25 protein-coding genes are annotated in these 26,953 nt (G+C 39.2%); 17 read left to right on the top strand and 8 right to left on the bottom strand.

The features are described from left to right. Nucleotides 1–12: 12 nt before the first annotated feature. The gene (cydB, locus tag RFX69_RS16830; RefSeq protein ID WP_000566431.1) at nt 13–1,017 is read right to left on the bottom strand and encodes a cytochrome d ubiquinol oxidase subunit II; all 1,005 of its coding nucleotides are present in this window, start codon (nt 1,015–1,017) and stop codon (nt 13–15) included. Beyond that, nucleotides 1,010–2,455, bottom strand: a complete 1,446-nt coding sequence (locus RFX69_RS16825) for a cytochrome ubiquinol oxidase subunit I (protein WP_289332429.1) — start codon at nt 2,453–2,455, stop codon at nt 1,010–1,012. Before RFX69_RS16825 ends, cydB begins: the two co-directional genes overlap by 8 nt. A gap of 653 nt (nt 2,456–3,108) precedes the next feature. On the opposite strand from RFX69_RS16825, the gene RFX69_RS16820 reads away from it, so the two are divergent. The 4 genes from RFX69_RS16820 (at nt 3,109) to RFX69_RS16805 (ending at nt 8,572) form a co-directional block, all read left to right on the top strand. Further along, nucleotides 3,109–3,927, top strand: a complete 819-nt coding sequence (locus RFX69_RS16820) for a hypothetical protein (RefSeq protein WP_289332430.1) — start codon at nt 3,109–3,111, stop codon at nt 3,925–3,927. Between the two features lie 118 nt (nt 3,928–4,045). Continuing rightward, complete coding sequence (locus RFX69_RS16815) at nt 4,046–5,341, top strand: acyl-CoA dehydrogenase family protein (RefSeq protein ID WP_289332431.1); 1,296 nt, start codon at nt 4,046–4,048, stop codon at nt 5,339–5,341. Between the two features lie 178 nt (nt 5,342–5,519). Then, nucleotides 5,520–6,911: an LLM class flavin-dependent oxidoreductase gene (locus RFX69_RS16810; RefSeq protein ID WP_079548475.1), complete on the top strand. Its 1,392-nt coding sequence runs from the start codon at nt 5,520–5,522 to the stop codon at nt 6,909–6,911. 194 nt (nt 6,912–7,105) lie between these two features. After that, entirely contained in the window at nt 7,106–8,572 is a 1,467-nt protein-coding gene (locus RFX69_RS16805; protein ID WP_000107054.1) for an MFS transporter, read from the top strand. A gap of 61 nt (nt 8,573–8,633) precedes the next feature. On the opposite strand, the gene RFX69_RS16800 is transcribed toward RFX69_RS16805, so the two are convergent. Continuing rightward, nucleotides 8,634–9,818: a hypothetical protein gene (locus tag RFX69_RS16800; protein WP_228414285.1), complete on the bottom strand. Its 1,185-nt coding sequence runs from the start codon at nt 9,816–9,818 to the stop codon at nt 8,634–8,636. 442 nt (nt 9,819–10,260) lie between these two features. On the opposite strand from RFX69_RS16800, the gene tauA reads away from it, so the two are divergent. Genes tauA through tauD form a run of 4 tightly spaced genes read left to right on the top strand, consistent with a single transcriptional unit; the run spans nt 10,261 to nt 13,861 of the window. Continuing rightward, nucleotides 10,261–11,301 carry a taurine ABC transporter substrate-binding protein gene (tauA, locus tag RFX69_RS16795; RefSeq protein ID WP_000651495.1) on the top strand — a complete coding sequence of 347 codons (1,041 nt, stop codon included), beginning with the start codon at nt 10,261–10,263 and terminating at the stop codon, nt 11,299–11,301. 9 nt (nt 11,302–11,310) lie between these two features. After that, nucleotides 11,311–12,105 carry a taurine ABC transporter ATP-binding protein gene (locus RFX69_RS16790; RefSeq protein WP_000114471.1) on the top strand — a complete coding sequence of 265 codons (795 nt, stop codon included), beginning with the start codon at nt 11,311–11,313 and terminating at the stop codon, nt 12,103–12,105. Beyond that, the gene (tauC, locus tag RFX69_RS16785) at nt 12,102–12,971 is read left to right on the top strand and encodes a taurine ABC transporter permease TauC (protein ID WP_001092652.1); all 870 of its coding nucleotides are present in this window, start codon (nt 12,102–12,104) and stop codon (nt 12,969–12,971) included. Before RFX69_RS16790 ends, tauC begins: the two co-directional genes overlap by 4 nt. 8 nt (nt 12,972–12,979) lie before the next feature. Then, nucleotides 12,980–13,861 carry a taurine dioxygenase gene (gene tauD, locus RFX69_RS16780; RefSeq protein ID WP_289332432.1) on the top strand — a complete coding sequence of 294 codons (882 nt, stop codon included), beginning with the start codon at nt 12,980–12,982 and terminating at the stop codon, nt 13,859–13,861. Between the two features lie 65 nt (nt 13,862–13,926). Here tauD and RFX69_RS16775 read toward each other — a convergent pair whose 3' ends face one another. Next, on the bottom strand, nt 13,927–14,661 hold the full coding sequence (locus RFX69_RS16775) for an aspartate/glutamate racemase family protein (protein WP_289332433.1): 735 nt from the start codon (nt 14,659–14,661) through the stop codon (nt 13,927–13,929). Next, nucleotides 14,658–16,127, bottom strand: coding sequence for an NCS1 family nucleobase:cation symporter-1 (locus RFX69_RS16770; protein ID WP_289332434.1), 1,470 nt, complete (start codon nt 16,125–16,127; stop codon nt 14,658–14,660). The genes RFX69_RS16775 and RFX69_RS16770 overlap by 4 nt, the downstream gene beginning before the upstream one ends. Nucleotides 16,128–16,524: 397 nt before the next feature. On the opposite strand from RFX69_RS16770, the gene RFX69_RS16765 reads away from it, so the two are divergent. Continuing rightward, nucleotides 16,525–17,274, top strand: a complete 750-nt coding sequence (locus tag RFX69_RS16765) for a GntR family transcriptional regulator (RefSeq protein WP_289332435.1) — start codon at nt 16,525–16,527, stop codon at nt 17,272–17,274. A gap of 38 nt (nt 17,275–17,312) precedes the next feature. Here RFX69_RS16765 and RFX69_RS16760 read toward each other — a convergent pair whose 3' ends face one another. After that, nucleotides 17,313–18,203 carry a LysR family transcriptional regulator gene (locus RFX69_RS16760; RefSeq protein ID WP_000375416.1) on the bottom strand — a complete coding sequence of 297 codons (891 nt, stop codon included), beginning with the start codon at nt 18,201–18,203 and terminating at the stop codon, nt 17,313–17,315. Between the two features lie 195 nt (nt 18,204–18,398). On the opposite strand from RFX69_RS16760, the gene RFX69_RS16755 reads away from it, so the two are divergent. From RFX69_RS16755 to RFX69_RS16745, 3 genes are all read left to right on the top strand, one after another. Then, entirely contained in the window at nt 18,399–19,085 is a 687-nt protein-coding gene (locus RFX69_RS16755) for a hydrolase (protein ID WP_001043291.1), read from the top strand. A gap of 109 nt (nt 19,086–19,194) precedes the next feature. Next, entirely contained in the window at nt 19,195–21,069 is a 1,875-nt protein-coding gene (locus tag RFX69_RS16750; protein WP_289332436.1) for an amidohydrolase, read from the top strand. Nucleotides 21,070–21,125: 56 nt separating this feature from the next. Beyond that, the gene (locus tag RFX69_RS16745; RefSeq protein WP_000784879.1) at nt 21,126–21,287 is read left to right on the top strand and encodes a DUF1427 family protein; all 162 of its coding nucleotides are present in this window, start codon (nt 21,126–21,128) and stop codon (nt 21,285–21,287) included. A gap of 69 nt (nt 21,288–21,356) precedes the next feature. Here the strand turns inward: RFX69_RS16745 and arsC are convergent, their stop codons facing one another. Beyond that, nucleotides 21,357–21,785 carry an arsenate reductase (glutaredoxin) gene (arsC, locus tag RFX69_RS16740; protein ID WP_289332437.1) on the bottom strand — a complete coding sequence of 143 codons (429 nt, stop codon included), beginning with the start codon at nt 21,783–21,785 and terminating at the stop codon, nt 21,357–21,359. Nucleotides 21,786–21,869: 84 nt separating this feature from the next. Between arsC and RFX69_RS16735 the strand changes: the two genes are divergently transcribed. Together RFX69_RS16735 and arsB are read left to right on the top strand one after the other, a co-directional pair. Beyond that, entirely contained in the window at nt 21,870–22,199 is a 330-nt protein-coding gene (locus RFX69_RS16735) for a metalloregulator ArsR/SmtB family transcription factor (protein ID WP_000610147.1), read from the top strand. 104 nt (nt 22,200–22,303) lie between these two features. After that, nucleotides 22,304–23,338, top strand: a complete 1,035-nt coding sequence (arsB, locus tag RFX69_RS16730; protein ID WP_289332438.1) for an ACR3 family arsenite efflux transporter — start codon at nt 22,304–22,306, stop codon at nt 23,336–23,338. A gap of 90 nt (nt 23,339–23,428) precedes the next feature. Here the strand turns inward: arsB and RFX69_RS16725 are convergent, their stop codons facing one another. Beyond that, the gene (locus RFX69_RS16725) at nt 23,429–24,331 is read right to left on the bottom strand and encodes a LysR family transcriptional regulator (RefSeq protein WP_000886383.1); all 903 of its coding nucleotides are present in this window, start codon (nt 24,329–24,331) and stop codon (nt 23,429–23,431) included. A gap of 101 nt (nt 24,332–24,432) precedes the next feature. On the opposite strand from RFX69_RS16725, the gene RFX69_RS16720 reads away from it, so the two are divergent. The 3 genes from RFX69_RS16720 to ahpF all read left to right on the top strand — a co-directional run. Then, entirely contained in the window at nt 24,433–24,993 is a 561-nt protein-coding gene (locus RFX69_RS16720) for a chromate transporter (RefSeq protein WP_215763564.1), read from the top strand. Beyond that, nucleotides 24,993–25,514, top strand: coding sequence for a chromate transporter (locus RFX69_RS16715; protein ID WP_000501458.1), 522 nt, complete (start codon nt 24,993–24,995; stop codon nt 25,512–25,514). The genes RFX69_RS16720 and RFX69_RS16715 overlap by 1 nt, the downstream gene beginning before the upstream one ends. A gap of 176 nt (nt 25,515–25,690) precedes the next feature. After that, the coding region (ahpF, locus tag RFX69_RS16710; protein WP_309169486.1) for an alkyl hydroperoxide reductase subunit F at nt 25,691–26,953 on the top strand (1,263 nt) is incomplete at its 3' end.

Raw genomic sequence — 26,953 nt, 5'->3', positions numbered from 1 at the left:
CACCCCTGTACCTTAATGATAACCTTCATCACCTACACGAACTTTGTCACGGAATACCCAGTAAGACACAATGGTGTAAGTAATAATGATTGGAATCAAAATAAGCGCACCCACTAAAGCAAACATTTGGCTGGAATGAGGCGCTGCCGCTTGCCAAATCGTAACTGATGGTGGAATGATATTTGGCCACAAACTAATCACAAAACCAGTAAAGGCAAGGAAGACCAATGCCAAGGTATATATAAATGGTTTGTGGTCTTGCTGTTTTTTACATGCCGATAAAATCAGGCCAACAAATAGTAAGACCAAAATAGGCACTGGACTAAAATAAAACAGATTTGGTAAAGAGAACCAGCGATCTGCAATTTCGGGGTGTGTTAACGGCGTATATAAACTGACGGCACCAAAGATAATGAGCAGCGCAATAATTAACTTTGGCATCAGCTCATACATACGTTGCTGCAAGCCTTTTTCAGTTTTTAAAATGAGCCAACCACAGCCTAAAGTGGCATACATGGCAACTACACCAATACCTGTGAAAATGGAGAATGCAGTAAGCCAGTCAAAAGGGCCACCGGCAAAAATACCGTTTTCGGTTTTAATCCCTTGAATATAGGCCCCTAAAATAATCCCTTGGAGGAAGCTCGTTAAAACCGAACCCCAAATAAAAGCTAAGTCCCAAAGGTGTTTGGTCCGATGAGCTTTAAAACGGAATTCAAAAGCAACCCCACGGAAAATTAAGGCAATTACCATGAAAATAATAGGTAGGTAGAGCGCAGATAAAACCGTTGAATAGACTAGCGGGAAGGCTGCATACAGGCCAGCACCCCCAAGTACCATCCAGGTTTCATTACCATCCCAGACAGGAGCGACGGTATTCATCATCACGTCACGTTCTTGGCTATTCTTAATGAACGGGAACATAATTCCGATTCCTAAGTCAAAGCCATCCATGACCACATAAATTAAAACACCTAAACCGATAATACCGACCCATATTAAAGAAAGATCAATCATGACGGTTCTCCCTAGAGTTTTGTTTGCTGTCAATATTTTCATCAACTGCACTAAGTGGACGCATCGGTGTTTTAAAGTGTCCTACGCCGCCTGCTTCCATATTTGGCGTGTCGATAAATACAGGGCCTTTATTAATGAGTTTTAAGGTGTAGTAAATTCCACTACCAAAAACGATGGTATACACCACCACAAAAATAAAGAGACTTAGACCCACCTGATCTGCCGAAACAGTATGCGATAAACCATCTTTGGTTCGCATAATGCCATATACCACCCAAGGTTGACGGCCTACTTCGGTAGTGATCCACCCAGCCAGCATTGCCACATAACCTGCAGGCCCCATCACTACAGCAAATTTATGAAACCATGATGTTTCATACAGTTTTCCTCTTTTACGTAACCAAAGAGCAATGAGTGATAAGGTGACCATAAGGACGCCAAGACCCACCATGACACGGAAACTCCAGAAAATAATGGTCGAGTTTGGACGGTCTTCAGGTGCGAATTCTTTTAAGCCAGTCACTTGCCCATCTAAACTGTGAGTCAAAATTAAGCTACCCAAATATGGAACGCCCACTTCAAAGTGATTTCGTTCTTCTTTCATATCCGGAATGGCAAATAACAGTAGCGGCATAGGCTCGTTATGATTGGTTTCCCAGTGACCTTCCATTGCAGCAAGTTTGGCAGGCTGATGCTCACGAGTATTTAAACCGTGGTTATCACCAATCACCACTTGTAAACAAGAAGTCACAAGCACCATCCATAAACCCATCGAGAATGATTTTTTCACCAATTCATCACGACGGCCTTTCACCAAGTGCCAAGCAGATGTCCCCACTACCAATAAAGATGAAACCAAGAAGGCAGCAGCACCCATATGTGCAAAGCGGTAAGGGAAGGACGGGTTGAAGACAATAGCTAGCCAGTCTTTTGGCACAATAATGCCATTTTCGATGGCAAAACCTTGCGGCGTTTGCATCCAGCTATTGGACGATAAAATCCAGAACATGGAAATACATGTTCCGATGGCAACCATAAGCGTTGCAAAGAAATGGGCTCTAGGACCAACACGGCCCCAACCAAATAGCATGATTCCTAAGAAACCCGCTTCTAAGAAGAAGGCACTCAAGACTTCATAGGTAAGTAAAGGACCAGTAATGCTTCCTGCTACTCGTGAAAACTCACTCCAGTTGGTACCAAACTGGTAACTCATCACGACACCGGAAACAACTCCCATACCAAACGCAACGGCAAAGATCTTAATCCAGTATTTAAATAGATCTTTATAAATAGGGTTTTGCGTTCTTAACCATTTCCATTCCAAAACTGCCAAAAAACAGGCAAGTCCAATAGAGGTGGCCGGAAAAATAATATGGAAGGATACTGTAAAAGCAAATTGTATTCGTGCTAATTCTAAAGCGGTTAGACCGAGGCTCATAAACTTTCCCCCTGTGAACTAGCTGATGATGATTAAATGATTTAAATACTTAATTTCAGGCAAAAAAGTACTTTGGCAATTAGGCTTACTTCTGTGATAAATGTTCTTAGCAAGTAAAGTGCCAACAGGGTAAAGCAACATAATTGCTTGATATTTCAAGAGAATAGAACGATTGATTGTTCTCAATCTGTTAACAAAGTTTAGGCTTGATGTTGCATTTGTAAAAATACATGTTGCATTGAAACATTGATGAAATATCTGGCGATATGCAATAGATCGTTTCATGAAAACTACCTACCTTAAGAAGTTTTCTTAATCATGCACTCACTGTATTTGTATATGTAGATACAGAAATTTTTTATAAAACTATAACAGTTAAACCGTGTTTTGATAGCGTGCTATAGTTTTTTTTCAATCATCTGTAGCTATATATCCAGTCCTCTAAAGTTCAAAATAAAAATGAACAGGATTTACCGCCAACCTAAATCAACTTTCAAGACATAATGTGAACGCTGTTTTAGATTTTATATAAGTACATGATAGTGTTCTTCTTTTCTATTCCATTGTTGTTTTGTGTAGGGTCTGGTTGTTGCGTGTTTCTTAAAGACCTAAGTGTAAGTGTAACGCTTCTAAAATAGCTTGGATGTTAAAAAATGTTTATCACTTCTCAACTGAACATTATTCATAAAATTATTAAAAATCAGTCTATTTCCACCTTGGTAATAGATCAGTTGGAACAGATTTATGTGAACCTTGAAGCAACCTTACTTAGAGCGAAAGTACTCAGGGATTTTTCTAAAACTCAAACCGTGTATTTAATTCAGTCTCACATTGAGCCACAGCAAAGCAGTTTGGCTTATCTATTCTCGCCATTTATTTTTGCGAACTTAAACAAAGCAGCCATTTATACAACCCCGGCGACTCCACTTGTGCTAACTATCCTTAATAAATACTATCAAGCTGACAAGAAGGCCGTATTTAAGGTAGACGAAGTTTTAGAAAGCCTAAAAATATATCTAGATTTAGAATTAATGGAGATGGGAGAGACTGACTTTATTTATTTAAATTTAATCAAAGCATTGTGTCGAAGTGATATCTCTACAGTCTTTTTAATAACCCATTTAGAGCTTGATTTAGAAGCGTTAAAGCAACTTGAACAGTTCTTAAAAATAAAAATTCATTGGGTAAAAGTCGTAAAAGATGAGGGTCTAAAAGACTTGGATCAGTTGGATATGCGTAAATTATTATTTAAAAATAAAGATGAAGCGTATGTACAGTTATGTGCTCTGTTTGCTCAAATGAATGCAGCACTAGTCTGCCTATGCGATATCTTTACTGCCAGTCAAATGACACACTTAATTGATGACATGTTTTACTCAGAGCATATTTTCGAAAAACTTTCTGTCTATTCAGAATATATGCAAACCTTATTGCAAAGTCAGCATAGTCTTCACAAAAAACAAATTGCTTAGCAATGCCATGCTTTTGGTTGGTGTTATATCAAGATTGAATACTGTTATAAAAAAATAATCGTTTTCATGTGAAATAAATATTTTATGGTAAAAGCAAAGCAATATTGGTTTTACTTACATGACAAATTTAAATTTTGAGCATCATCTCGGTTCATTAACTCACGCTGCACTAAGTCATGCTTCAATCATTTCGCGGGTATGGGGTGAAGGACCTTCTGAACGGTATGATGAATTGGCAAGTAACTTCAGACCGACTTTTGCCCGTATTAAAGAAGGGGCTTTAATCCGTGAGCAGCAGCATATTTTGCCGTATGAGCAACTTCAGTGGCTCAAAGATATTGGCTTTACACGGTTACGACTTCCAAAAACTCATGGGGGCTTTGATGCAACCATTCCTGAACTATTTGCATTGCTCATTGAACTTGCAGAGGCCGACTCAAACTTACCGCAAGCTTTGCGTGTGCATTTTGGTTTTACAGAAGATGTCTTGGTAAGTAAAGATAAGACATTCCAGCAGCGTTGGCTTAACCGAATTGCCAATGGCGAAACAGTGGGTAGTGCATGGTCTGAAGGTGGGAAAGAGTCAATCGATCAGTTTGAAACTCACTTATATCGAGACAGTGATGGAAAAATTCGCGTTAAAGGCAAAAAATACTACACCACAGGGAGCCTATATGCAGACTGGGTGGATGTTGGGGTAACAGATTTAAAAGGAGAGTCTGGCTCAGTTGTTGTTCGCCGTGAAGATGAAGGTGTCGAAATTGTCGATGACTGGAATGGCTTTGGACAGCAACTCACCGCAAGTGGTACGGCATATTTCCACGATGTATTGGTTGATGAAGCTGAAATTTTACCTGACGATGACCGTTTTAAATATTCAGCGGCTTACTATCAACTGGTCCAACTGGCAATCATTACAGGTCTAGGGCGTGCTGCAACCTATGATGTTTCTCAAGCTGTTGCTAAACGTACCCGAAACTACACGCATGCGAATTCCCAGTTTGTAAAACAGGATCCGCAAATTTTACAAGTAGTAGGACAAATTCGTGGTGCGGCTTATAGTGCAGGAGCGATTGTTGAAAAAGTTGCACAAAGCTTACAGCGTGCTTACTTGGCTGCATTTCAAAATAATGAGCAGCTTGAAGAAGAACAAAATGCACTTGCCGAGCTTGAAAGTGCGCAGTCTCAAACGGTCATTACCGATCTAATTTTAAATGCTTCCACGATTTTATTTGACGCTTTAGGTGCTTCTGCAACAGACAAAGATTTAGGTCTAGATCGATATTGGCGTAATGTAAGAACTTTATCTTCACATAACCCAAGAGTATTTAAAAATCGAATTGTAGGTGATTTTAGTGTGAACGGAACATTACCACCTTATCAATGGCGAATTGGTGAAGTTGCTAAACAATAAATTATAGTTTTAGATATTAAGCTGCTATTTTGAGTGGCTTAATATTATTTTTATTTCTTAAAATAAATTATAAAAAAACTATTAGAATAAAATCATATTTTGTTTGGGGTATATATTATAAAGAAAATATAAAAATTGCTTTAGTATAAAAATTAAATAAAATGCTGGTTGATATTTTATGACTAAGAGAATTAGTTTTAATGCTTTTGAAATGAATTGTATTGCCCACCAATCTCCTGGATTATGGCGGCATCCTCAAGATCGATCTGTTGAATATAAAGATTTAGAATATTGGACAGATTTAGCGCAAATTCTTGAGCGTGGTTTTTTTGACGGTATTTTTATTGCAGATGTGCTTGGTATTTATGACGTTTATCATCAAAGTGCTGAACATGCTTTAACAGGTGCAGTACAAGTTCCAGTCAATGATCCGCTACAGATTGTGCCAGCGATGGCAGCCGTCACAAAGCACTTGGGTTTTGGTGTCACGACTTCTATTTCCTTTGAACATCCTTATCCTTTTGCTAGACGTATTAGCACGCTAGACCATTTAACCAAAGGGCGAGTCGGTTGGAATATCGTGACGTCTTATTTGGAAAGTGGTTCGAAAAACTTGGGCCTAAAAACTCAGGTTAATCATGACAATCGTTATGATATTGCTGATGAGTATTTAGAAGTCCTTTACAAACTTTGGGAAGGTTCTTGGGAAGAAGGTTCGGTACTTCGTGACCGCGAAAATGGTATCTTTGCTGACCATAAAAAAGTGCATCCGATTCAGCACGAAGGTAAATACTTTACTGTACCGGGCATCCATATTTGTGAGCCATCACCGCAGCGAACGCCAGTACTTTATCAAGCAGGCGCATCTTCACGCGGGCAGAAGTTTGCCAGTCAAAATGCCGAGTGCGTATTCATCGCAGCGCCGTCTAAAATTGCCACTAAAAAAGTGGTGCAGGGCATTCGCCAAAAATTGGCTCAAGAAGGCCGCGATCCGTACTCAGTTAAAATTTATGCACTTTTGTCGATTGTCACTGATGAAACCGATGCAAAAGCACAGGCTAAGTTTAAAGAATATCAAAGCTATGGAAGCTACGATGGGGCATTAACATTGCTGTCTGGCTGGTCTGGTGTCGATTTTTCACAATATCAACCCACCGATAAAGTTGAATATATTCAAACCAACGCGATTCAATCTTTATTAGACTCTTATGTAAATGCAGATCCAGAACGTGTCTGGACCATTGAAGAAATTGCAAACTGGAACAGTTTAGGTGGTAATGGACCAGTATTGGTGGGATCTGCAGAAACCGTTTCGGATGCTCTAGAGCAATGGGTTGAAGATACCGATGTCGATGGCTTTAACCTTGCCTATATTTTGGCGCATCAAACCTTTGCTGATGTGGTCGAATTTATTGTGCCGGAGTTGCAAAAACGAGGGGTTTATCAAACTTCATATGCACAAGGAACTTTAAGAGAAAAATTATTTGGTGCTGGGCCATATTTGCCTGAAAATCACCGAGGTGCAAAATATCGTAATCTAAAAGAGTTAAAACTTGCTGAGGCGAGTTAAATATTTTGGAAAGTCTTTAAATAAATAGCTGGTTAATGCCAGCTTTAATTTTTTCTTTTTATATCGATTTTACTGCTGAGTTAATAATGAAAAGATAATTCTATAATTTAGATTAAAACATCAGATTAATTTGTTTTTGTATGGTGTGAATAATCATTATTTTGTTTCTGTGATTAAAATACAGGAATTATTAAGTGAGCACACAAGAACTCGATCATAACCACCGTTATGAAATTAAATCTCCCGATGATGTTTCACAATTAATTTCCAAATTTGCAGGGAAGGGTAAATCGAATAAAGTTATTTGGTTGGCACTGATTGGAGTATTTATTGATGCCTATGATCTAACAACGCTCTCTTTCGGTATTGAGCAAGTCATCTCAGAGTTTTCTTTAAGCCCTGTCATGACTGGTGTGGTGGCTTCAGCAATTGTCTGCGGAACCATTGTGGGTAACCTGATTGGTGGTTGGCTGACAGATAAAATCGGCCGTTATCGGGTCTTCATGGCGGACATGGTGCTGTTTGTTATTGCTGCAATTGTCGCGGGCTTTGCACCAAATGTTTGGGTTTTGATTTTAGCAAGATTCATTATGGGAATTAGTGTTGGTATTGATTTGCCTGTCGCAATGTCATACTTATCTGAGTTTTCCAAATTTAACGGTAGTAGCAACAAGGCAGCGCGTTTAGCCGCATGGTGCCCAATGTGGTATGCCGCTTCTTCGGTGTGTTTTGGCCTAGTTCTGGCGCTTTATTTTCTTTTACCACCAGAGCATAGCAACTGGTTATGGCGAGCATCTTTAATTTTTGGAGCAGTGCCAGCGTTACTCATTATTTTTATTCGCGGTAAATATTTAACTGAGTCACCAATCTGGCTTGCAAACCAAGGCGATTTAAAAGGTGCAGCTCAAGTTCTACAAGAATCCTATGCAATTCATGCAGTCGCTACAGTTGAAAAAGTAGAAAGAACTGCTGAAAAGAAAAAGCGCGAGGGTTTTACAGTTTTATTTAATAAAACCTATTTGCCAAGAACTATTGTGGCCATTGTGATTCATATTTCGGTGGCATTTCAGTACACGACCATTGCTTTCTTTTTACCTTCTATTTTAACGCGTTTCTTTCATACCGATGTCTTGACGACCATTACCACCACGCTTGGACTTAATTTACTATTTGCATTTACGGGTGGGTTGTTAGGGGTATTTGTTGCCAGCAGATTTAAATCTCGTCATGTATTGCTTACAGGCTTTTTACTCCAGTTTATTGCCCTGATTGCTTTGGCATTCATTGGTGAACCCGGTAATAGCTTTTTACTCTACACCGCAATTGGTATGCTCGGTTTGTGGCTTTTTGCCGAAGGCTTTGGACCAGGGGCACAAATGATGGTTTATCCAACTATGGCTTATCCAGCTTCGATTCGTGGCGTTGGGGTTGGCTTTAACCGTGCGGTAACAGGTGTTGCTCAAGCGATTGCTTTGTTTGTTTTACCGATCTGGATGGCGGGATATAAAACCGATGTTTATCTGATTATTTCTATCTTTGCGTTTATTCCTTTAATTGTGATTGGACTACTAATTAAGTTTGAGCCTACCGCCCAAGATGTTGATGTTATTGATGAAGATAAAACAGAACTTCCTCTCAATAATTCACCAGTAATCGACTAGAGTAAAAATAAATATCTAGATAAAAATAAAGGCCAACAGATGTTGGCCTTTATTTTTAGAATTAGAAGTAATAAGCAAAAATCACAAATGCTTTTTTATTCCATTTATCATTGCTTCCACCAGCCGCAAGGCCTTCACTGTCTCCTAGATATGGATCGTGTTTACCCATCAGCAACTCCGCTTGTACTGTCAATTTTTGATAGTTAAACGCAATGCCGGGAATAAAACGGGTGGAGTCTTTGAAGCCATCTTGCTCTTTTCGATAAGAACTATAGTTCAAGTACGGACGAACAGAGGTAATTGGGCCAAACTGCTGAGGAAATAAATAGCTCAGTTCGGCTGAATAAATCTGACCTTTGGTTGCCGAGTTAAATGAATAATCGAAACCGCCCAAAGTCAGATGATTTTTATATTGGGTGTCGGCATTATCAATGTCTTGATAACCAGCCAAAAGCTGTAAATTCCATTGATTATAATTGGTATTGCTAAAAACCGAATAAACTTGGCGATCGCCATCTTGTCCTGAACGCTTATTTTCAATGGTGGAATACCATGCAGAAGCACCCAGTTGGGTAGAGAAATTTTCTTGGCCTAATACGTTCTTAAAGGTATGAGCACCACGAACTACAATCGAGTTCTTTTCTTTGGTATTAGTGCCTTGCGGTACAGAGTCATCTGCATTGACAGGGTTGATACTAAATCGACTCGAGTCTTTGCTTTTACCTCTATAAGTGCCACCATCGGTAGGATAAAAGGCGAGTTGTGCTTCATTGATTCCATCATTGAAATCATATTTCACCCCAAGGTTGTGTACATCTTCCCAACCAGCACTATTCGCAATACCTAAATAATAAGTATTTCCCCAAAAGCGGCCCAAGCCAAAAGGAACGGGGTTTAAGCCAGCAATAATTTTACTGTTGTCATTAATTTTATAACCCATCCATGCATCGGTGAGCCAATTGGCATCGCCTAAACGTCCATAATATTCATAAACCCGATAATCTAGGCGGCCAATCCATTTCGGGGAGTTGTAATCTAACCATAAGACCGCGTCATTAAAAGAAAATTTACTGGTAGTGGGATCAGAGTCAAAATCATAAATATATTTAGCCCGAACAGTACCACTTACTTTAAGTTCACCTTCTTCAGCATTGCCAAAGGTAAGCGCTGCATGACTTGAGAGGCTGAATGTAAGCAAAGACGTTGTAATTAATGTTTTTGTCAAAATTTGAGAATGCTTAAACAAAAGAATTTTTCTCCTCTTAAAAATAAAAATTAAATTTGCGTCATGTATAAACCAGAAAAAGATTTGTCCAAATCTCAATATTTGCAGAAGTTTTAAGATAAAAAGATAATAAAAATCTGTGCGTTATAAAAAATCTCGAAAATTAATTAGATGCAAAACTCTGGGTATAGAGACAAAAATAAAAATGATGAAATATGAGTAGGATAAAATAATTAAAAGGGGGATGTCAGGGTCTTCTAATCATATGATTTGGGAATATCGTTTTTAATTATTGATATATAAGTAATTTAATTTTACCACTAATCTGTAAGTTTGCTTGAAATTTGCTTTTTACCAAAAGATAAAAACTTATGAAGAAAAGTTATTTATAAAAACCAGATAAGCAACTCATATTTTTTTATTTTTCATTATAAGGCCAGCTGCATACCATGAGCTTATATTATTGAAAGATCATGAAATTATGAGCACGAAGACCAAACCGTTGATTATCACGGCAATTGTTATAGTCGCAATTGTTGCATTTATCGTATGGCAAAATAAAAAAGACAATAATACAAGTGCTTCAGTTCGTGACAACAAACCTGTCGTGATTGCTTATCAAACTGGGGTTGACCCAAGCAAAGTTGCACAGGCGAATGGAGACTATGAAAAACATAGTCAACGTACTATTCAATGGAAAAAATTTGATGCGGGTTCAGATGTTGTCAATGCGCTTGCTTCAGGTGATGTGGTACTTGGTAATATTGGTTCAAGCCCACTTGCTGCCGCGGCAAGCCGTAATTTACCGATTGAAGTATTCTTAATTACTTCAAAACTTGGTGCATCTGAAGCACTCGTGGTGAGTAATAAATCAGGCATTAAAACTCCTCAAGATTTAATTGGCAAAACCATTGCTGTACCGTTTGTTTCGACAACCCATTACAGCCTTTTGTCTGCACTTAAACATTGGAACATTCCAGAAGACAAAGTAAAAATTATTAACTTGCGTCCACCTGAAATTTCAGCTGCTTGGGAACGTGGTGATATTGATGCTGCCTATGTGTGGGAACCTGCTTTAAGTAAAGCCAAAGCATCTGGTACGGTTTTAACCGACTCAAAACAAGTCGGTGAATGGGGTGCTCCAACTTATGACTTATGGGTTGTACGTAAAGACTTTGCAGAGAAAAATCCTGACTTTTTGAAAGCTTTTGTCCAAACCACACTTGAGCAACTCGAAAAATATAACCAAGACCCAGCCGCTTACGTTAAAGATGCTGATAACGTGCAAAAAATTGCGCAGCTCACAGGTTCCGATGCAAAAGATATCCCGCTTTTATTAAGTGGAAATATTTACCTTGACCACGCTCAGCAAAAACAAACGTTAGATGGTGAATTTGCGCAAAATATTTTTGATACAGCGAAATTCTTAAAAGGTCAGGGCAAAGTCGATCAACTTAAAGCCGATTATAAAGGCAATGTGAATTCTTCATTTTTGCAGCCTTAAGGAGTTGTCATGAGTGTACTTGAAGCCAAACATATTCATCTGACTTTTCCTAAACAGCAAAAGCCAGTTTTACAAGACATTAACCTAACCATTGAAGAAGGTTCTTTAACCGTGATTTTAGGTGAGTCGGGTTGTGGCAAAACAACTTTGCTTAATATCTTGGCAGGGTTTCAAAAGCCGAGTTCTGGTGATGTGCTTGTAAATCATGAAGTCGTAACTGGACCAGATGTAACTCGTGCTGTTGTATTTCAAGATCACGCCTTACTTCCTTGGTTGAATGTTGCAGATAATGTTGGCTTCGCTTTGCAGTTAAAAGGTTTAAAGCGTGCAGAGATTGAGAAACAAGTGAGTGCAATTTTAAAAATTGTGGGTTTAAGTCACGTTGAAAAAGCCAATATCTGGGAACTTTCCGGTGGTATGAAACAACGTGTTGGTATTGCCAGAGCTTTGATCAGTCACGCGCCGTTTATTTTATTAGATGAACCTTTTGCCGCATTAGATGCTTTTACGCGTGAAAACATGCAGCAGTTAGTGCTCGATTTATGGATTCAACAAAATAAAAGCTTCTTTTTGATTACTCATGACATTGAAGAAGCATTATTACTCAGCAATCAGCTGGTACTAATGACAGCGCATCCAGGCAAGATTGTAGAAACTCTACACCTCGATTTTGCCCAACGGTACCGTCAGGGTGAGTCTATTCGCTCAATTAAATCGGATTCTCAATTTATTCAGCTCAGAGAACAGCTATTTGAAAGTTTAAGGGCACAAAAACAAAGCGGTAAGGAGGCGTTACCTACGTGAACACTAAAGATAACGTCTATGAATATGACAAAGCAGAGCTTAAACCTGAGTTAAATGTGCAAACAGAAAATGCTTCATTTCTATCGTTATTTTTTGAGAAGCATCGTACTTTGGCGGTCAGCATAATCAGTGTGGGAAGTGTAGTTGCACTCTGGTTCCTCATTACTGCTTTGCATGTTGTACCTGAACTGTTTTTACCGAGTCCACAGGCAGTCTGGCAAAAATTTATATCGGTCAGCCAAGAAGGCTTTATGAAGGCTACTTTGTGGCAACACTTGGCCGCTAGTATCTCGCGTGTGTTTTTGGCTTTGATTGCTGCCGTGGTGATTGGCGTACCATTGGGCTTATGGATGGGCCTGAACAAATGGGTTCGCGCTGTTCTAGATCCTTTAGTTGAATTATTACGTCCAATTCCGCCGTTAGCGTATTTGCCGTTACTTGTAATTTGGTTCGGTATTGGCGAAACCACAAAAGTACTTTTGATTTTCTTCTCGATTTTGGCGCCTGTCATCATTAGTAGTGCACATGGTGTTTTAAGCCATCAGCTAAATCGTGAACGTGCGGCATTGTCATTAGGGGCAAGTCAGTCACAAGTCTTTTGGCATGTCATTTTACCAACCGCTTTGCCTCATATTATTACCGGCATTCGTATTGGTCTTGGGGTGGGCTGGTCAACATTAGTTGCAGCAGAGTTGGTTGCAGCGGACCGTGGTATTGGTTTTATGGTGCAATCGGCAGCACAGTTCTTAATTACCGATACGGTGATTCTGGGCATTATTGTGATTGCGATTGTCGCAGTTAGTTTTGAGCTGTTTTTACGTTGGTTACAAAAACAGTTTTCTCCTTGGTATGGTCAGCAGTTGTAGTAAAGAAGATGAATACAGTAGTAGCAAACTTAAATATTGAAGTGATCAAGCCTACCATTGGCGCAATTATTCACGATATTGATTTGAATGCGTTAAATGAACAGACAACGCAACAAATCCAGCAGGCTTTGCTTGATCATCAGGTCATTTTTTTTCGAAAGCAACAATTAGCACCACAAGCACAAGCAGACTTGGCACGTAGTTTTGGTAGCTTACATGTGCACCCGATTTATCCTTCAATTGAAGATGTACCTGAGGTGATGGTGCTCGACAGTTGGAAACAAGATTTGCGTGACAATGAACTTTGGCACACAGATGTGACTTTTAGTAAAACTCCACCTTTAGGTTGTGTGTTGCAAGCTATTAAAATTCCACCTGTAGGCGGAGATACATTATGGTCGAGCAACACAGCAGCTTTTAAAGGGCTTCCGTTTGAGTTACAGCAAAAACTACGTGGCTTAACTGCAACCCACGATATTCGTCAGTCTTTTCCGCTTGAGCGTTTTGCCCATAACGAAGAAGAGCGTGAAAAGCTGTTGCAAACCTTTAAGCGTAATCCGCCAGTGGTTCACCCAGTGGTGCGTACTCATCCGGTCACTGGTGAGCCTTTGTTATTTGTAAGTGAGGGTTTTACAACTCGAATTAATGAGTTACCTGAACAAGAAAGTGAGCAATTACTTAATTTCTTGTTTGAACATGCGACCCAAGAGCAATTTCATTTGCGTTGGAAGTGGCAAGATGGTGATGTCGCGATTTGGGATAACCGTTGCACACAACATAAAGCATTATTTGATTACGGAGATGCTCATCGCATCATGCACCGCGCAACTATTAACGGTGATGTGCCATTTTATAAAAATGAACAACAGCCAGAGTTAGCCGAAGTTTAATTCTTTGATTTTGAGCTGTTTCAATTCCAACGCAGCGTTTTGAGTTGGAATTGAAACAATAACGCTTAGTGCATTCCAAATCCTGACAATATGCCAGTGTAATTTTTCACGGGAGGTGAGGCCCAATCGCCGACTTTGCTGGTTTTTAAATTTAACTGAACTAACATTTCAGCTTGTTTAACGGCTGCTGCAACGCCGTCAATAACGATCACACCTAACTCGTTTTGCAGTTTTAGGCACAAATCACTCATACCTGCACAGCCCAAAACAATTGCATCGCTTTTATCTTCTACTAGTGCTTTTTTGCACTCATCTCGTATGGTCCGATAAGCATCTGAGTTAGGAAGCTCCAACTCTTCAACTGCGATATCACATGCCCGAACATTTTTGCAAAAGGGTTGAGCACCATAGCGATGAGCCAGATGCCAGCTCATATTTACTGTGCGTTGTAAGGTTGTGACCACACTAAAACCAGTACTGACATAACTTGCAGTTCGCATAGCTGCTTCTGCAATCCCAATCACAGGAGCTGAAGTCATTTCACGAGCAGCATAAAGCGCAGGATCACCAAAACAGGCAATAATATAGGCATCTACATTTAGCTGTTCACCTTGGCGTATTTCTTCTAACACACCTACTGCACTTAGAGCTTCATCATAATAACTTTCAATTGTTGCAGGGCCCATTTGAGGACTCACTGCAAGAATTTGAGTACCAGAACCTGCGACTATCTTTGCTGATGCAGCAATTTTGTCTGTCATGCTTTGGGTGGTATTAGGATTAATAATTTTAATTTTCATTGTACTTTTACCTTAGTCATTGCTGATTTAGCATGGGCAAGCGGTTGGTTAAGAAATCGGTAAATGACAAAACCGAATCCCATCCCAATAAACCATGTGAAATTAGCCAGCCCAGACAGTTGTGGTAAAAGTACGCAGAGAATAGGAATTAATGAAGCTGGAATTAAGGCATAAAAGGCAGAGTGGTTATAACCATTTTTGTACCAATACAAGCCTTTAGTATCTAAAGTATATAAATCATCTACCACGATTTTTTGTTTTTTAACGAGGTAAAAATCGGCTAGTAATACGCCAAAAAGTGGACCGATAAATGCGCCTAAAATATCAATGGTGTAATGAATCACTTGAGGGTTATTAAACAGGTTCCATGGGGTAATGAAAATTGAACCTACTGCTGCAATCATTCCACCCATACGCCAGCTAATTTTGCTCGGTGAAACATTAGAAAAATCGAAGGCAGGTGAAACAAAGTTAGCGATAATATTAATCCCAATGGTGGCAATCATTAAGGTTAAACTGCCTAGAATCACCACAAAGGTGTTATCCAGTTTTCCAACCATCTCGACAGGGTCTGTTATAAGTTTTCCATATACTGGAAGCGTTGCTGCAATACACACTACAGTAAGTAAAGAAAAGCCTAAGAAGTTAATTGGTAAGCCAAGAAAATTCCCCATTTTAATCGCGTTAAAGCTTTTACCATAACGAGAGAAGTCGCCAAAATTCAGCATCGGCCCTGAGAAATATGAGACAACGAGCGCAATAGCACCAATCATGACTGGTACAACTGCAAAACCATCGTATTGAACCCCACTTAAATTTAAATCAATATTTTGCCAGCCAGCTTTCCAGATCAGCCAGACTGCCATCGCAAACATTACAACGTAGACAGCCGGACCCGCCCAGTCAATGAATTTACGAATACTGTCCATGCCAGACCAGAAAACAATCGCTTGCAGTAACCAAAGCAGCATAAAGCCAACCCATCCTAAATAGGAAAGCCCAAGAAAGCCGTAAGTTGAAACATCAGCATAGGCTGACCAGTCTGGAAAGAACTTTAAAATGACCAATAAAAAGGCACTGGAGGCTAAATAAGTTTGTATGCCATACCATGCGACAGCAATAAGACCACGGATAACGGCAGGGATATTTGCACCAAGCACACCGAAAGTGGCACGACAAATCACAGGATAGGGCGTGCCTGTTTGTTGGCTAGACTTGGCAATGAGATTTGTAAAAAACTGAACTATGGCAATGCCGATGAGTAAAGATAGAAGTACCTGCCAGCTATTGAGCCCGAGTGCAAAAAGGCTTCCAGCCATGACATAACCGCCGACGCTATGAACATCCGACATCCAGAAGGCAAAAATATTATAAGCGCCCCAAGTTTGCTTTTTTAAAGGAGCTAAGTCTTGATTTGTTAGTTTTGCATCATAAGAAGGTTTAATTATCGCTTCGGTATTATTCATCTTGAACACTCACTTCCCTATGTTGGGCGGGCACGTTCTTCAGCAGCTTGAAATACTGACTAAAAGAATGAAATTAAAATTGTGCACAATATGATATTTGGATTGTGCACAATTTATTGAGCAAAAGTTATGCCAAACTTGAGATGGAGTATTGATGAGTGATTTCGCTTGATACAATTTGGGAATATAAAGAGAGAGATTTATAAACTGAGACGTGCCTAATTTTTATAAAAAGCAAATAAATTTAGGTATATAAGTGGGTATTTATAAATTTAATATTGAATTGTTCAGCTCAGCATAGATAGTGTGAAAATGAGAGAAATATTTCCAAACGCTTAAGTTAAACTTACACTATTCAAAATAGATGAAGTTCTAAAAAGAGGAAACATTAATAAAAATGGAGAAATCAATGTCATCGAATGCACCAAAAAAAGCCGTAGAAATGAGCAATGATGAAATTGATGACCATATATATAACGCAATTGTAGATGCTATTTTAAATCGACAACTCGCTCCGGGCGCACGTTTAGTTGAAGCACCTTTATGCGAAGCATTTGGTGTAACGCGAGGAGTGTTAAGACGTGTTTTCGTCAAACTTGCACATGATAAGGTTATTGAAATTCAGCCCAATCGTGGGGCACTCATCGCAAAACATAGTGCAAATGAAACAAAAGAAGTCTTTGAAGCACGCAGCATGCTTGAAATCGCCACTGTAAAAAAACTAGCACAAAAGTCTCATCTCCTAGATTTTAGTGAGCTTCGGATTTTGGTAGAACAAGAGTCGGATGAGCGTTTAGCTGGAAATTGGGCCGAATGGATTAAGCTATCAGGTCAATTTCACCTAAAACTTGTCGAAGCTAATCAAAATTCGATCATGACCAGTTATTTGCAGACACTTATTGCGAGGACTTCGTTATTAATTGGCTTATATGAAATTCCAAAACATAATAATTGTTCGGCAGATGAACACCGTGCAATTTTAGATGCCATTGAACAAGGCGATGAAAAACGAGCAACGCAATTGATGGAAGAACATTTAGAACACTACGCAACCACATTTATTGAAGAAAACAGTACAGTATCTGCCGAGCAAAATTTATTAAATTTATTTAAAAATAAGAAAATCGAAATACCTCAAACGAATTAAAAATCTGGGCCAATTCCTGTGGAAAAGGCCCAGATTGGTTATTTTATGGGAATGATTTGATGTGTTAAAAAATCAATAAATAGTTTTACTTTTTTCGATAAAATCTTACGGTTTGGCCATGTGACATATAAGTGAAGTGGCTGACTGGTATAATCTTCCAAACATTTCTGTAACTTACCTTCTTTGTAATAAGGCTCTGCAATAAACTCTGGAAGAAAAACAATACCGTGATCTTTCAAACACATATCCAATAATAGTTCACCATTATTACACGTCATCACAGGGAAACAATTAAAAGACACTTCTTTCTGATCTTTTTGAAAAATCAATTTTTTATGTCGGCTATCTTGATAGTAAATTAGAAACTTATGTTCTTTAAGTTCTTCTAAAGAAGTAGGTAATCCATGTTGATTGAAATATTCAGGTGTTGCATATAAATAACGTTGATAGGTATTTAAAATTTTACTATTTGCCAAACTTGGCGCAGATCCATCTAAGCGTATGGTCAGATCAAATTTGTGTTGATTCACATCTAATAGCTGATCTGTCATAAACAAATCAATTTTAATACTGGGATATTTCTCAATAAAGTCTGAAATGATATGTTGAAGGAAAATGTTGCTAAAAGACATGGGCGTATTGAGCTTGAGTTCGCCTTCAGGATATTGCTGGTTATAGCTAATCTCGTAAGTTGCCCATTCAAATTCACTCAATATAACCTTGCAATGTTGGTAAAATTTTTCCCCACAACTGGTCAGATTCATTTGTCTGGTTGTTCGATTTAATAGCGTTGTTTTTAAATCATTTTCGAGGTAGCAAACACGTTTGGCTACCAAATCACGAGAAATATCGAGTGCTCTAGCTGCGCTACTAAAATTCCCATGTTCTACGACACTTACAAAAGTGGAAATACAGTCTAATCGATCCATGGATAACTAAAAATTAAAAAATATATATCCATGATTAAACTATAAAAATTAAAAAGCAATCATTGATTTGATTGTATCCATACAGGATACAGATTCGAGCTGTTTTGCTGTCTATGTTTTTACATTTTTATCTGTTTTGATAATAACCAGTAGGCAATTTTAAAAGCCTTATATAATGAATAATGGAGTTTAGACGTGAATAAATCACTTTTAGAACAACTATCACCAACCAATTGTCAGGTTATTTTTATTGATCATCAGCCGCAAATGGCTTTTGGGGTACAGTCAATAGATCGCCAAGTATTAAAGAATAATACTGTAGGGTTAGCAAAAGCAGCTAAAACATTCAATATTCCTGTCACGATTACGACAGTTGAAACTGAAAGCTTCTCTGGTCATACCTATCCAGAACTTTTAGACGTATTTCCAGATGCTCCACTACTAGAACGTACTTCAATGAATTCATGGGATGACCAAAAAGTACGTGATTCGCTTGCAAAAAATAATCGTAAAAAAGTGATTGTTTCAGGTTTGTGGACTGAGGTATGCAACAACACCTTTGCTTTTGGTGCGATGCTTGAAGGGGATTATGAGATTTATATGGTCGCGGATGCTTCAGGCGGTACATCAAAAGAAGCACATGACTACGCCATGCAGCGCATGATTCAGGCAGGTGTGGTTCCGGTAACTTGGCAACAAGTATTACTCGAATGGCAGCGTGATTGGGCACATCGTGATACGTACGATCAAGTAATGGCGATTGTACGTGAACATTCTGGTGCTTATGGTATGGGTGTGGATTATGCTTATACGATGGTACATAAGGCACCTGAGCGTACAACATCAAAACACGAAGTACTTGCACCAGTTCCTGCAAAATAAAACAGTACTGATTTAGGTAAAGGCATGTCTAGTATTCAATATTTAAGTGATATTAATACAGATATGCCTTTATTTTTTAGAACGATAATTCACAAGAATGGAGTTCAGAATGACCGACATAAACCTCATACTCATAAACGGTAAAATCACAACACTAGATCCTCAGAACCCTGAAGTACAAGCAATTGCGATTGCAGACGGTAAAGTCGTACGCACGGGTACAAATGATGAGGTTATGAAACTCGCAACACCAACAAGCAAAGTTGTAGACTTAAATCGCCGTCGCGTTATACCAGGTCTAAATGACAGTCATCTGCATATTATTCGTGGTGGCCTAAATTACAATATGGAATTGCGCTGGGAAGGTGTGCCATCCGTTGCAGATGCACTACGCTTACTTAAAGAGCAAGCAGATAATACGCCTGCTCCACAATGGGTCCGTGTAGTAGGTGGTTGGACTGAGTTCCAGTTTGCCGAAAAGCGTTTACCGACTTTAGAAGAAATTAATAAAGCTGCGCCAGATACTCCAGTATTCGTTTTACATCTATACGCTAGTGCCATGTTGAACCGAGCTGCCCTTGATGTATTAGGCTTTAACAAAGACACACCAGACCCACCGGGTGGCAAGATTGTAAGAGATGAAAAGGGTGAGCCAACAGGTCTGTTGCTCGCAACTCCATCCGCTATGATTTTATATTCGACTTTAGGTAAAGCGCCGAAATTGCCAGTTGAAGATCAAGTCAATTCGACTCGTCATTTCATGCGTGAGCTGAACCGATTAGGTATTACTTCAGCAATTGATGCAGGTGGTGGAGGTCAAAACTACCCTGAAGATTATGATGTGATTAAGCAATTACATGATCAAAATCAAATGACTGTGCGAATTGCTTATAACCTATTTGCTCAAAAGGCAGGCCAAGAGCTTGATGATTATCGTCGCTGGACAGAAATGACATTTCCGGGTGATGGTGATGAATTATTTAGAATGAATGGAGCAGGTGAGAACCTGACTTGGTCAGCGGGTGACTTTGAAGATTTCTATGAGCCACGTCCGGATTTACCAGAAAAAATGGAAGGTGAACTCGAAGCTATTGTAGAGCACTTGGGTGAAAAGAAATGGCCATTCCGTATTCATGCAACCTATGATGAAAGTATTAATCGTTTGCTCAATGTCTTTGAGCGCGTCAATTCAAAACAGCCATTTGCAACTCGATTTATTATTGACCATGCCGAAACTGTATCTGAGCGTAATATCGAACGTATTGGTGCGTTGGGCGGTGGTATCGCCATTCAACACCGTATGGCATATCAAGGTGAGATTTTCGTAAAACGCTATGGTGCCGAAGCTGCTCAAGCAACGCCACCAGTCAAGAAAATGTTAGAACTTGGAGTTCCTGTGGGTGCGGGGACAGATGCGACCCGTGTGGCCTCTTATAACCCTTGGGTGTGTTTGTATTGGCTGACTACAGGTAAAACAGTAGGTGGATTACCTTTGTATGATGAAAAAAATCTATTAGACCGTCAAACCGCCCTCAAACTCTGGACGAAAGGTTCGGCTTGGTTCTCAGGTGAAAAAGATATCAAAGGTTCACTCACAGCAGGGGAACTTGCCGACTTAGTTGTGTTGTCAGATGACTACTTCAAAGTTGAAGCAGAAGATATCCAGTGGATTGAGTCTGTACTGACTGTTTTAGGTGGCAAAGTGGTATATGCAGGGGCAGAGTTTAAGCAAGACGATCCGCCGTTACCTCCAGCATCTCCAACATGGTCGCCAGTAAAACGCTTCGGTGGTCAGTGGCGCTTATCTGAAAACCGTAATGCACCTTCCAATCAATCATTACAGTCACAAAGTGCATTGTGTGCATGTACTAGCAGCTGTGGTATGCATGGACACAGCCACGCTTGGATGCTTGACGTGCCTGTAAATGATAAGGACAAAAAATCTTTCTGGGGCGCACTTGGGTGCTCGTGTTTTGCATTTTAAATAAACCAGTATAGGACCTGCCTCATTAAATAGTTTGTTTCCTTAAGGTATGTACGATGAAAATGTACTTGTTATCTTTGGCTGTAGGGTTGCTTGTTGGTGTCTTATATTATGTTTTAAATGTTAAGTCACCAGCTCCACCTCTTGTTGCATTAGTCGGTTTATTAGGCATGGTAATAGGAGAGCAACTGCTTCCTTTTATCAAATCTTATTTTTAATCCGTTTCATTCAAAAAAAGCTAAACGGTGCCATGCCATTTAGCTTTTTATATTAATAAGTATCTTCAATTACTTTATACGACGGCCTTGCTCATCAATAATGATTTCACCATCTTGTTTTGCAAAATAGCCTAAGTTTTGTGAATCTAAAATGTCCAGTACAATCTCAGAAGGGCGGCAAAGTCGAGTACCTTTTTGTGTAACTACAAATGGGCGATTAATTAAAATTGGATATTGCACCATAAAATCAATTAACTGTTCATCGGTCCAATGGTCTTGTTCTATCTCTAAATCTTTATAGGGATCAATATTTTTACGAATTGCTTCACGTACAGTTAGGTTTGAATCCTTAATGAGTTGGATTAGTTCATCTTTACTTGGTGGTGTTTGCAAATATTCAATAACGATAGGTTCAATTCCTGCATGACGAATAAGCGCCAATGTGTTGCGTGAGGTTCCGCAAGCAGGGTTATGGTAAATCTTCACTAGCTCAGTCATGACAAATTTATCGATGAATTAAGATATTGCATTTATATATGGATATCCGTATATTTGCAATAACGAATATATTTTGTTGAAGATATGATCAACCAAGTCGATTTCTTTAAATGTCTATCTGACCAAACTCGGTTAAATATTCTTAAATTAGTTCTAAATAAACAAAATATTTGTGTCTGTGAGCTAACCGAACAGCTTGAGTTGAGCCAACCCAAAATTTCTAGACACTTAGCTTTGTTACGAACTCATGGCGTATTACTGGATGAAAGAAAAGGCCAGTGGGTCTATTACAGCTTAAATCCTGATTTACCTGTTTGGGCTTTAGATATTTTAAAGGTGATAGAAAATGACGAGAGTGGGACAAAAGTAAAACAACAAGATCAGTCTTTCATCACGACAACGTGTTGTGATTAATCTTCCTAGATTTCCGTCTTTAAAATTCAGATTTTCTTAGCATAAGTGCATAAGTCATTTGTGTGTATTGAGCAAAATTAATCAATTCTTTCTTCGAGTAGAACATGACTAAACAAGGACTTTCCTTTTTAGATCGAAACCTGACGCTATGGATTTTTATAGCAATGGCTTTAGGTTTAGCGATTGGAGTTTTCTTTCCTCAGGCATCTGTGTCTTTAAATGAATTAAGTGTAGATAACGTTAATATTCCAATCGCAATCGGTTTGGTTTTAATGATGTATCCGCCATTGGCAAAAGTGGACTATGCGGCTTTACCAGAAGTATTTAAAGATAAGAAAACCTTAACTTTATCGCTGGTACAAAACTGGATTATTGCTCCAGTTTTAATGTTTAGCCTTGCGATTGTTTTTTTGCATAACTATCCGGAGTATATGACGGGCCTTATTTTGATAGGCTTGGCACGTTGCATTGCAATGGTATTGGTCTGGAATGGCTTAGCTTGTGGTGACAACCAATATGTTGCAGCTTTGGTCGCCTTTAACAGTATTTTTCAGATTTTATTTTTTAGTACCTATGCATGGTTGTTCTTAACTTTCTTGCCACCGTATTTTGGTGTGGCAGGACAAGTGATTGATGTCAATTTCTGGACCATCACACATGCTGTTTTGGTGTATTTGGGTATTCCATTTTTAATGGGGTTTTTAACTCGTTTGATTTTAGTTAAATCAAAAGAGTTAGATTGGTATCAAACCAAGTTTTTACCAAAAATTAGTCCATTAAGTTTAATCGCATTACTCTTTACCATTGTTGCTATGTTTAGTCTAAAAGGTGGCGATGTGGTGAGTTTACCTTTAGATGTATTACGTATTGCGATTCCACTCACGATTTACTTTGTAGTGATGTTCTTTATTAGCTTCTTTATGAGTAAACGGATGGGGAATAATTATCCTCAAACAGCGGCAATTTCATTTACCGCGGCAGGTAATAACTTTGAGTTGGCTTTAGCTGTAGCTATTGCAACTTTTGGTTTAGCATCACCTGTAGCATTTACCACAGTGATTGGACCATTGGTTGAAGTCCCCGTTTTAATTTCACTCGTCACCGTTTCGCTTTGGTTAAAGAAAAAGTATTACTCTTAAAATCGTAAAATTTATTTGAACTATTTTTTGCTAAAAATGACTTTAAAAAGTGCCTTTATATAGGCATTTTTTATTGCCTAGCTTTTACACTTAGGTCATTGTAGGTAATAGTTTTTGCATGAGTTCAATGAAGTTTGACACTTTAGCTGAGTTTTCATTTTCTCGTGTAATTAAGTAAATAGGCGCATTTAGTTTTATCGAATCATCAAACTCGCGATAGACGATTTCATGGTCCCAAAAGTTATGCATTGAAGCGGGCACAATACTAATTCCAATACCGGCAGCCACTAAATTGAGGGTCGCAGTAGGGCGTGGCGCTTCTTGAATAATACGCGGACTAAAACCTGCCTGATAGCAGCTATATAAAATATTGTCATATAAGCCTTGCCCTGAAGAGCGACGGTATAAAACAAAATTTTCCTCTGACAAGTTACTTAAACTAATTTTTTTCTTCTGTGTAAGTGGATGGCCGATAGGTAGGGCCACCACCATTGGCTCGTCTAATATATGAAGATGCTTCAAACCAATATCTCGGCTAATCGGCGCTCTTAAAAATGCAATATCAAGTTTTTCTGAAATTAACCAGTCCAGTTGCTTTTGACTGCCTGCTTCTTCAAGTTTGGTTTGCACAGCAGGGTACATTTCCCGATATGAACGTAATACGAGTGAAATGAGCGGATGCAAACCTGCGGAACTTGTAAAGCCAATATTGAGTTGTCCAGTTTTACCTTGGCTAACATCTTGGACCAATTGGGGAATATGGCGGGCATGTTCTAATAAAAGTTGTGCTTCTTTAAATAATGCTAAACCCGCTTCCGTCGGTTCAATCCCGCGCGGTTGACGAATAAGTAACTGTGTACCGAGTTCTTGTTCAAGTTTTTTAAGTAAACGCGTTAAAGGTGGCTGTTGAATAAACAAACGGTTTGCTGCATGAGTAATATTTCTTTCTTCAACCACCACTACAAAGGCATGAAGCTTATATAAATCGAGCATAGGAATACCTTTAGAGTATGGTTAATGAAAATAAAAGCATTTGTAGATATATCATAAAAGTATCATTCTATCTTGGTCGGATAAAGTGAAAAGTAACGAAAATGAACCATGTTGAGATTGCCGTGCAGAAGGATACCGTTCCTACTTGCACAGAGTTATTTTTAGGTTTTTTAACATTAGGTTTAATTGGATTTGGTGGTGTGCTGCCTTTAGCCCGTAAAGTTATTGTAGAGCAAAGGCATTGGTTAAGCCCTGAAAAATTCACTGAGTTACTTGGTCTGTGTCAATTTTTACCGGGCGGCAATATTATTAATTTATCGGTTGCGATTGGCATGGAGTTTCGCGGTGTCCGTGGAGCAGTGAGCTCACTCATTGGTTTAATCTTCGCACCTACCGTAATTGTTGTACTTTTACATTATGTCTATGAGCAGTTCCAAGACAACTTAATGGTTAAACACCTTTTTGAAGGTTTAGGAGCAGCAGCAGCAGGGCTTCTGGTTGCCACAGGTCTGAAAATGCTTAAGCCTTTGTTATGTAATCCATTAGCAATCTGTGCTGTGGTAGCGGCAATTGTCAGCATTGCTTTTCTAAAAATTCCTTTACTTTTGACTATGCTGATTTTACTTGCGTTTTATTCAGCCATCATTTGGAGACGTGTGTAATGGGTGCCGTACTACTTACTTTAGCAATCATTTTTACTCAGTTGTCTCTTATTGCATTTGGTGGTGGGAATACGATTTTGCCCGAAATGCAACGTCAAGTAGTCGATATTCATCATTGGATGACGGCGCAAGAATTTAGTGCGTTGTTTGCCATGGCACAAGCTGCACCTGGTCCAAATATGATGATTGTACCTTTGGTAGGGTGGCATGTAGCAGGGTTGTCTGGGCTATTGGTGACGTCTACTGCTAAATTTTTACCGTCATCTCTTATTACTGTATTTGTGATGAGAGGCTGGTCAAAATTCAAAGATAAGAAATGGCGCCGTGTTTTACAGCTTGCTTTACAACCTGTCACTGTGGGAACGGTACTTGCCAGTGCTTGGATTATCTCTGAGGCAGCGGCAATAAATACTTTACTTGTCATTATGGTGGTGATTGCAACTTTATTATCTTTAATTAAGAAAGTTCATCCTTTGCATGTCTTGATTGCTGGGGCTGTATTTGGTGTGGTCTTACTCTAGTTTAACCAGTTTGCCGACCTGCGCTGGGATGAGTTCAGGTTGGCTTTTTTTATTGAAGAAATAATAAAATCTAAAAAACCGATCAAATATATAAAAACATACTGTTTTACCTATTCATTGTTTTAACGTACTATGCATCTATTGAAAGAATTTGGATGCATTGGAGTAAAAAACAGATGTTAGATCAAAACATTAAAACTCAATTAAAAGCTTACCTAGAACGTTTAGAAAGTCCAATCGAATTAGTTGCTGCTTTAGATGAATCAGATAAAGCTGCTCAAATTAAAGAATTAGTAACTGAAATCGCTGAGCTTTCTGACAAGGTAACAGCCCGTTTTGACGGTAACAATACACGTCGTCCAAGCTTTGGTGTGGCTAAAGCAGGTGAACAGCCTCGTGTATTCTTTGCAGGCTTACCAATGGGCCATGAGTTTACCTCTTTGATCTTGGCTTTGTTACAAGTGTCTGGCTATGCACCTAAAGTGTCGGATGAAGTTTTAAATCAGATTAAAGGCTTAAACCTCAAAGCCAACTTTGATGTATTCGTATCATTAAGCTGTCATAACTGTCCGGATGTGGTACAGGCGCTTAACCTGATTGCCATTTATAATCCGAACACCACTGCAACCATGATTGATGGTGCATTCTTCCAAGACGAAGTGGAACAACGCAAAATCATGGCTGTACCGATGGTATTCCAGGACAATGAACACATTGGTCAAGGTCGTATGACGCTTGAAGAGATTGTGGCAAAACTTGATACCAACTCGGCTGAAAAAGACGCAGCAGCACTCAATGCCAAAGATGCGTTTGATGTATTGGTGATTGGTGGTGGACCTGCGGGTGCAACAGCTGCAATCTATGCGGCACGTAAAGGCATTAACACAGGTATCGTGGCTGAACGCTTTGGTGGTCAGGTCATGGACACCATGGACATTGAAAACTTCACTTCTGTGCAAAAGACTCAAGGTCCTAAGTTTGCTGCCGAGATGGAAGCACATGTTCGTGAATACGATGTGGATATCATGAACCTGCAACGTGTCAGCAAAATCACTGGTGCAGACCAAACAGCAAATGGCTTGGTTGAAGTTGAACTTGAAAACGGTGCAAAACTTGAATCGAAAACTGTGATCCTTTCAACAGGTGCACGTTGGAGAGAAATGAATGTACCGGGTGAAGCTGAATACCGTACCCGTGGTGTAGCGTACTGCCCACACTGTGATGGTCCATTGTTCAAAGGCAAACGTGTTGCCGTGATTGGTGGCGGTAACTCAGGTGTTGAAGCAGCGATTGACCTTGCAGGTATTGTTGAGCATGTGACTCTGGTTGAGTTTGACACTAAACTTCGTGCTGACCAAGTCTTGCAAAACAAGTTAAACAGCTTGCCAAACACCACTGTGATTATGAATGCATTAAGCACAGAAGTGTTAGGCGACGGT

This window comes from Acinetobacter sp. 148 (assembly GCF_031196675.1).
GTDB lineage: Bacteria > Pseudomonadota > Gammaproteobacteria > Pseudomonadales > Moraxellaceae > Acinetobacter > Acinetobacter baumannii.
This window is presented reverse-complemented; position numbering and strand designations above follow the sequence as displayed.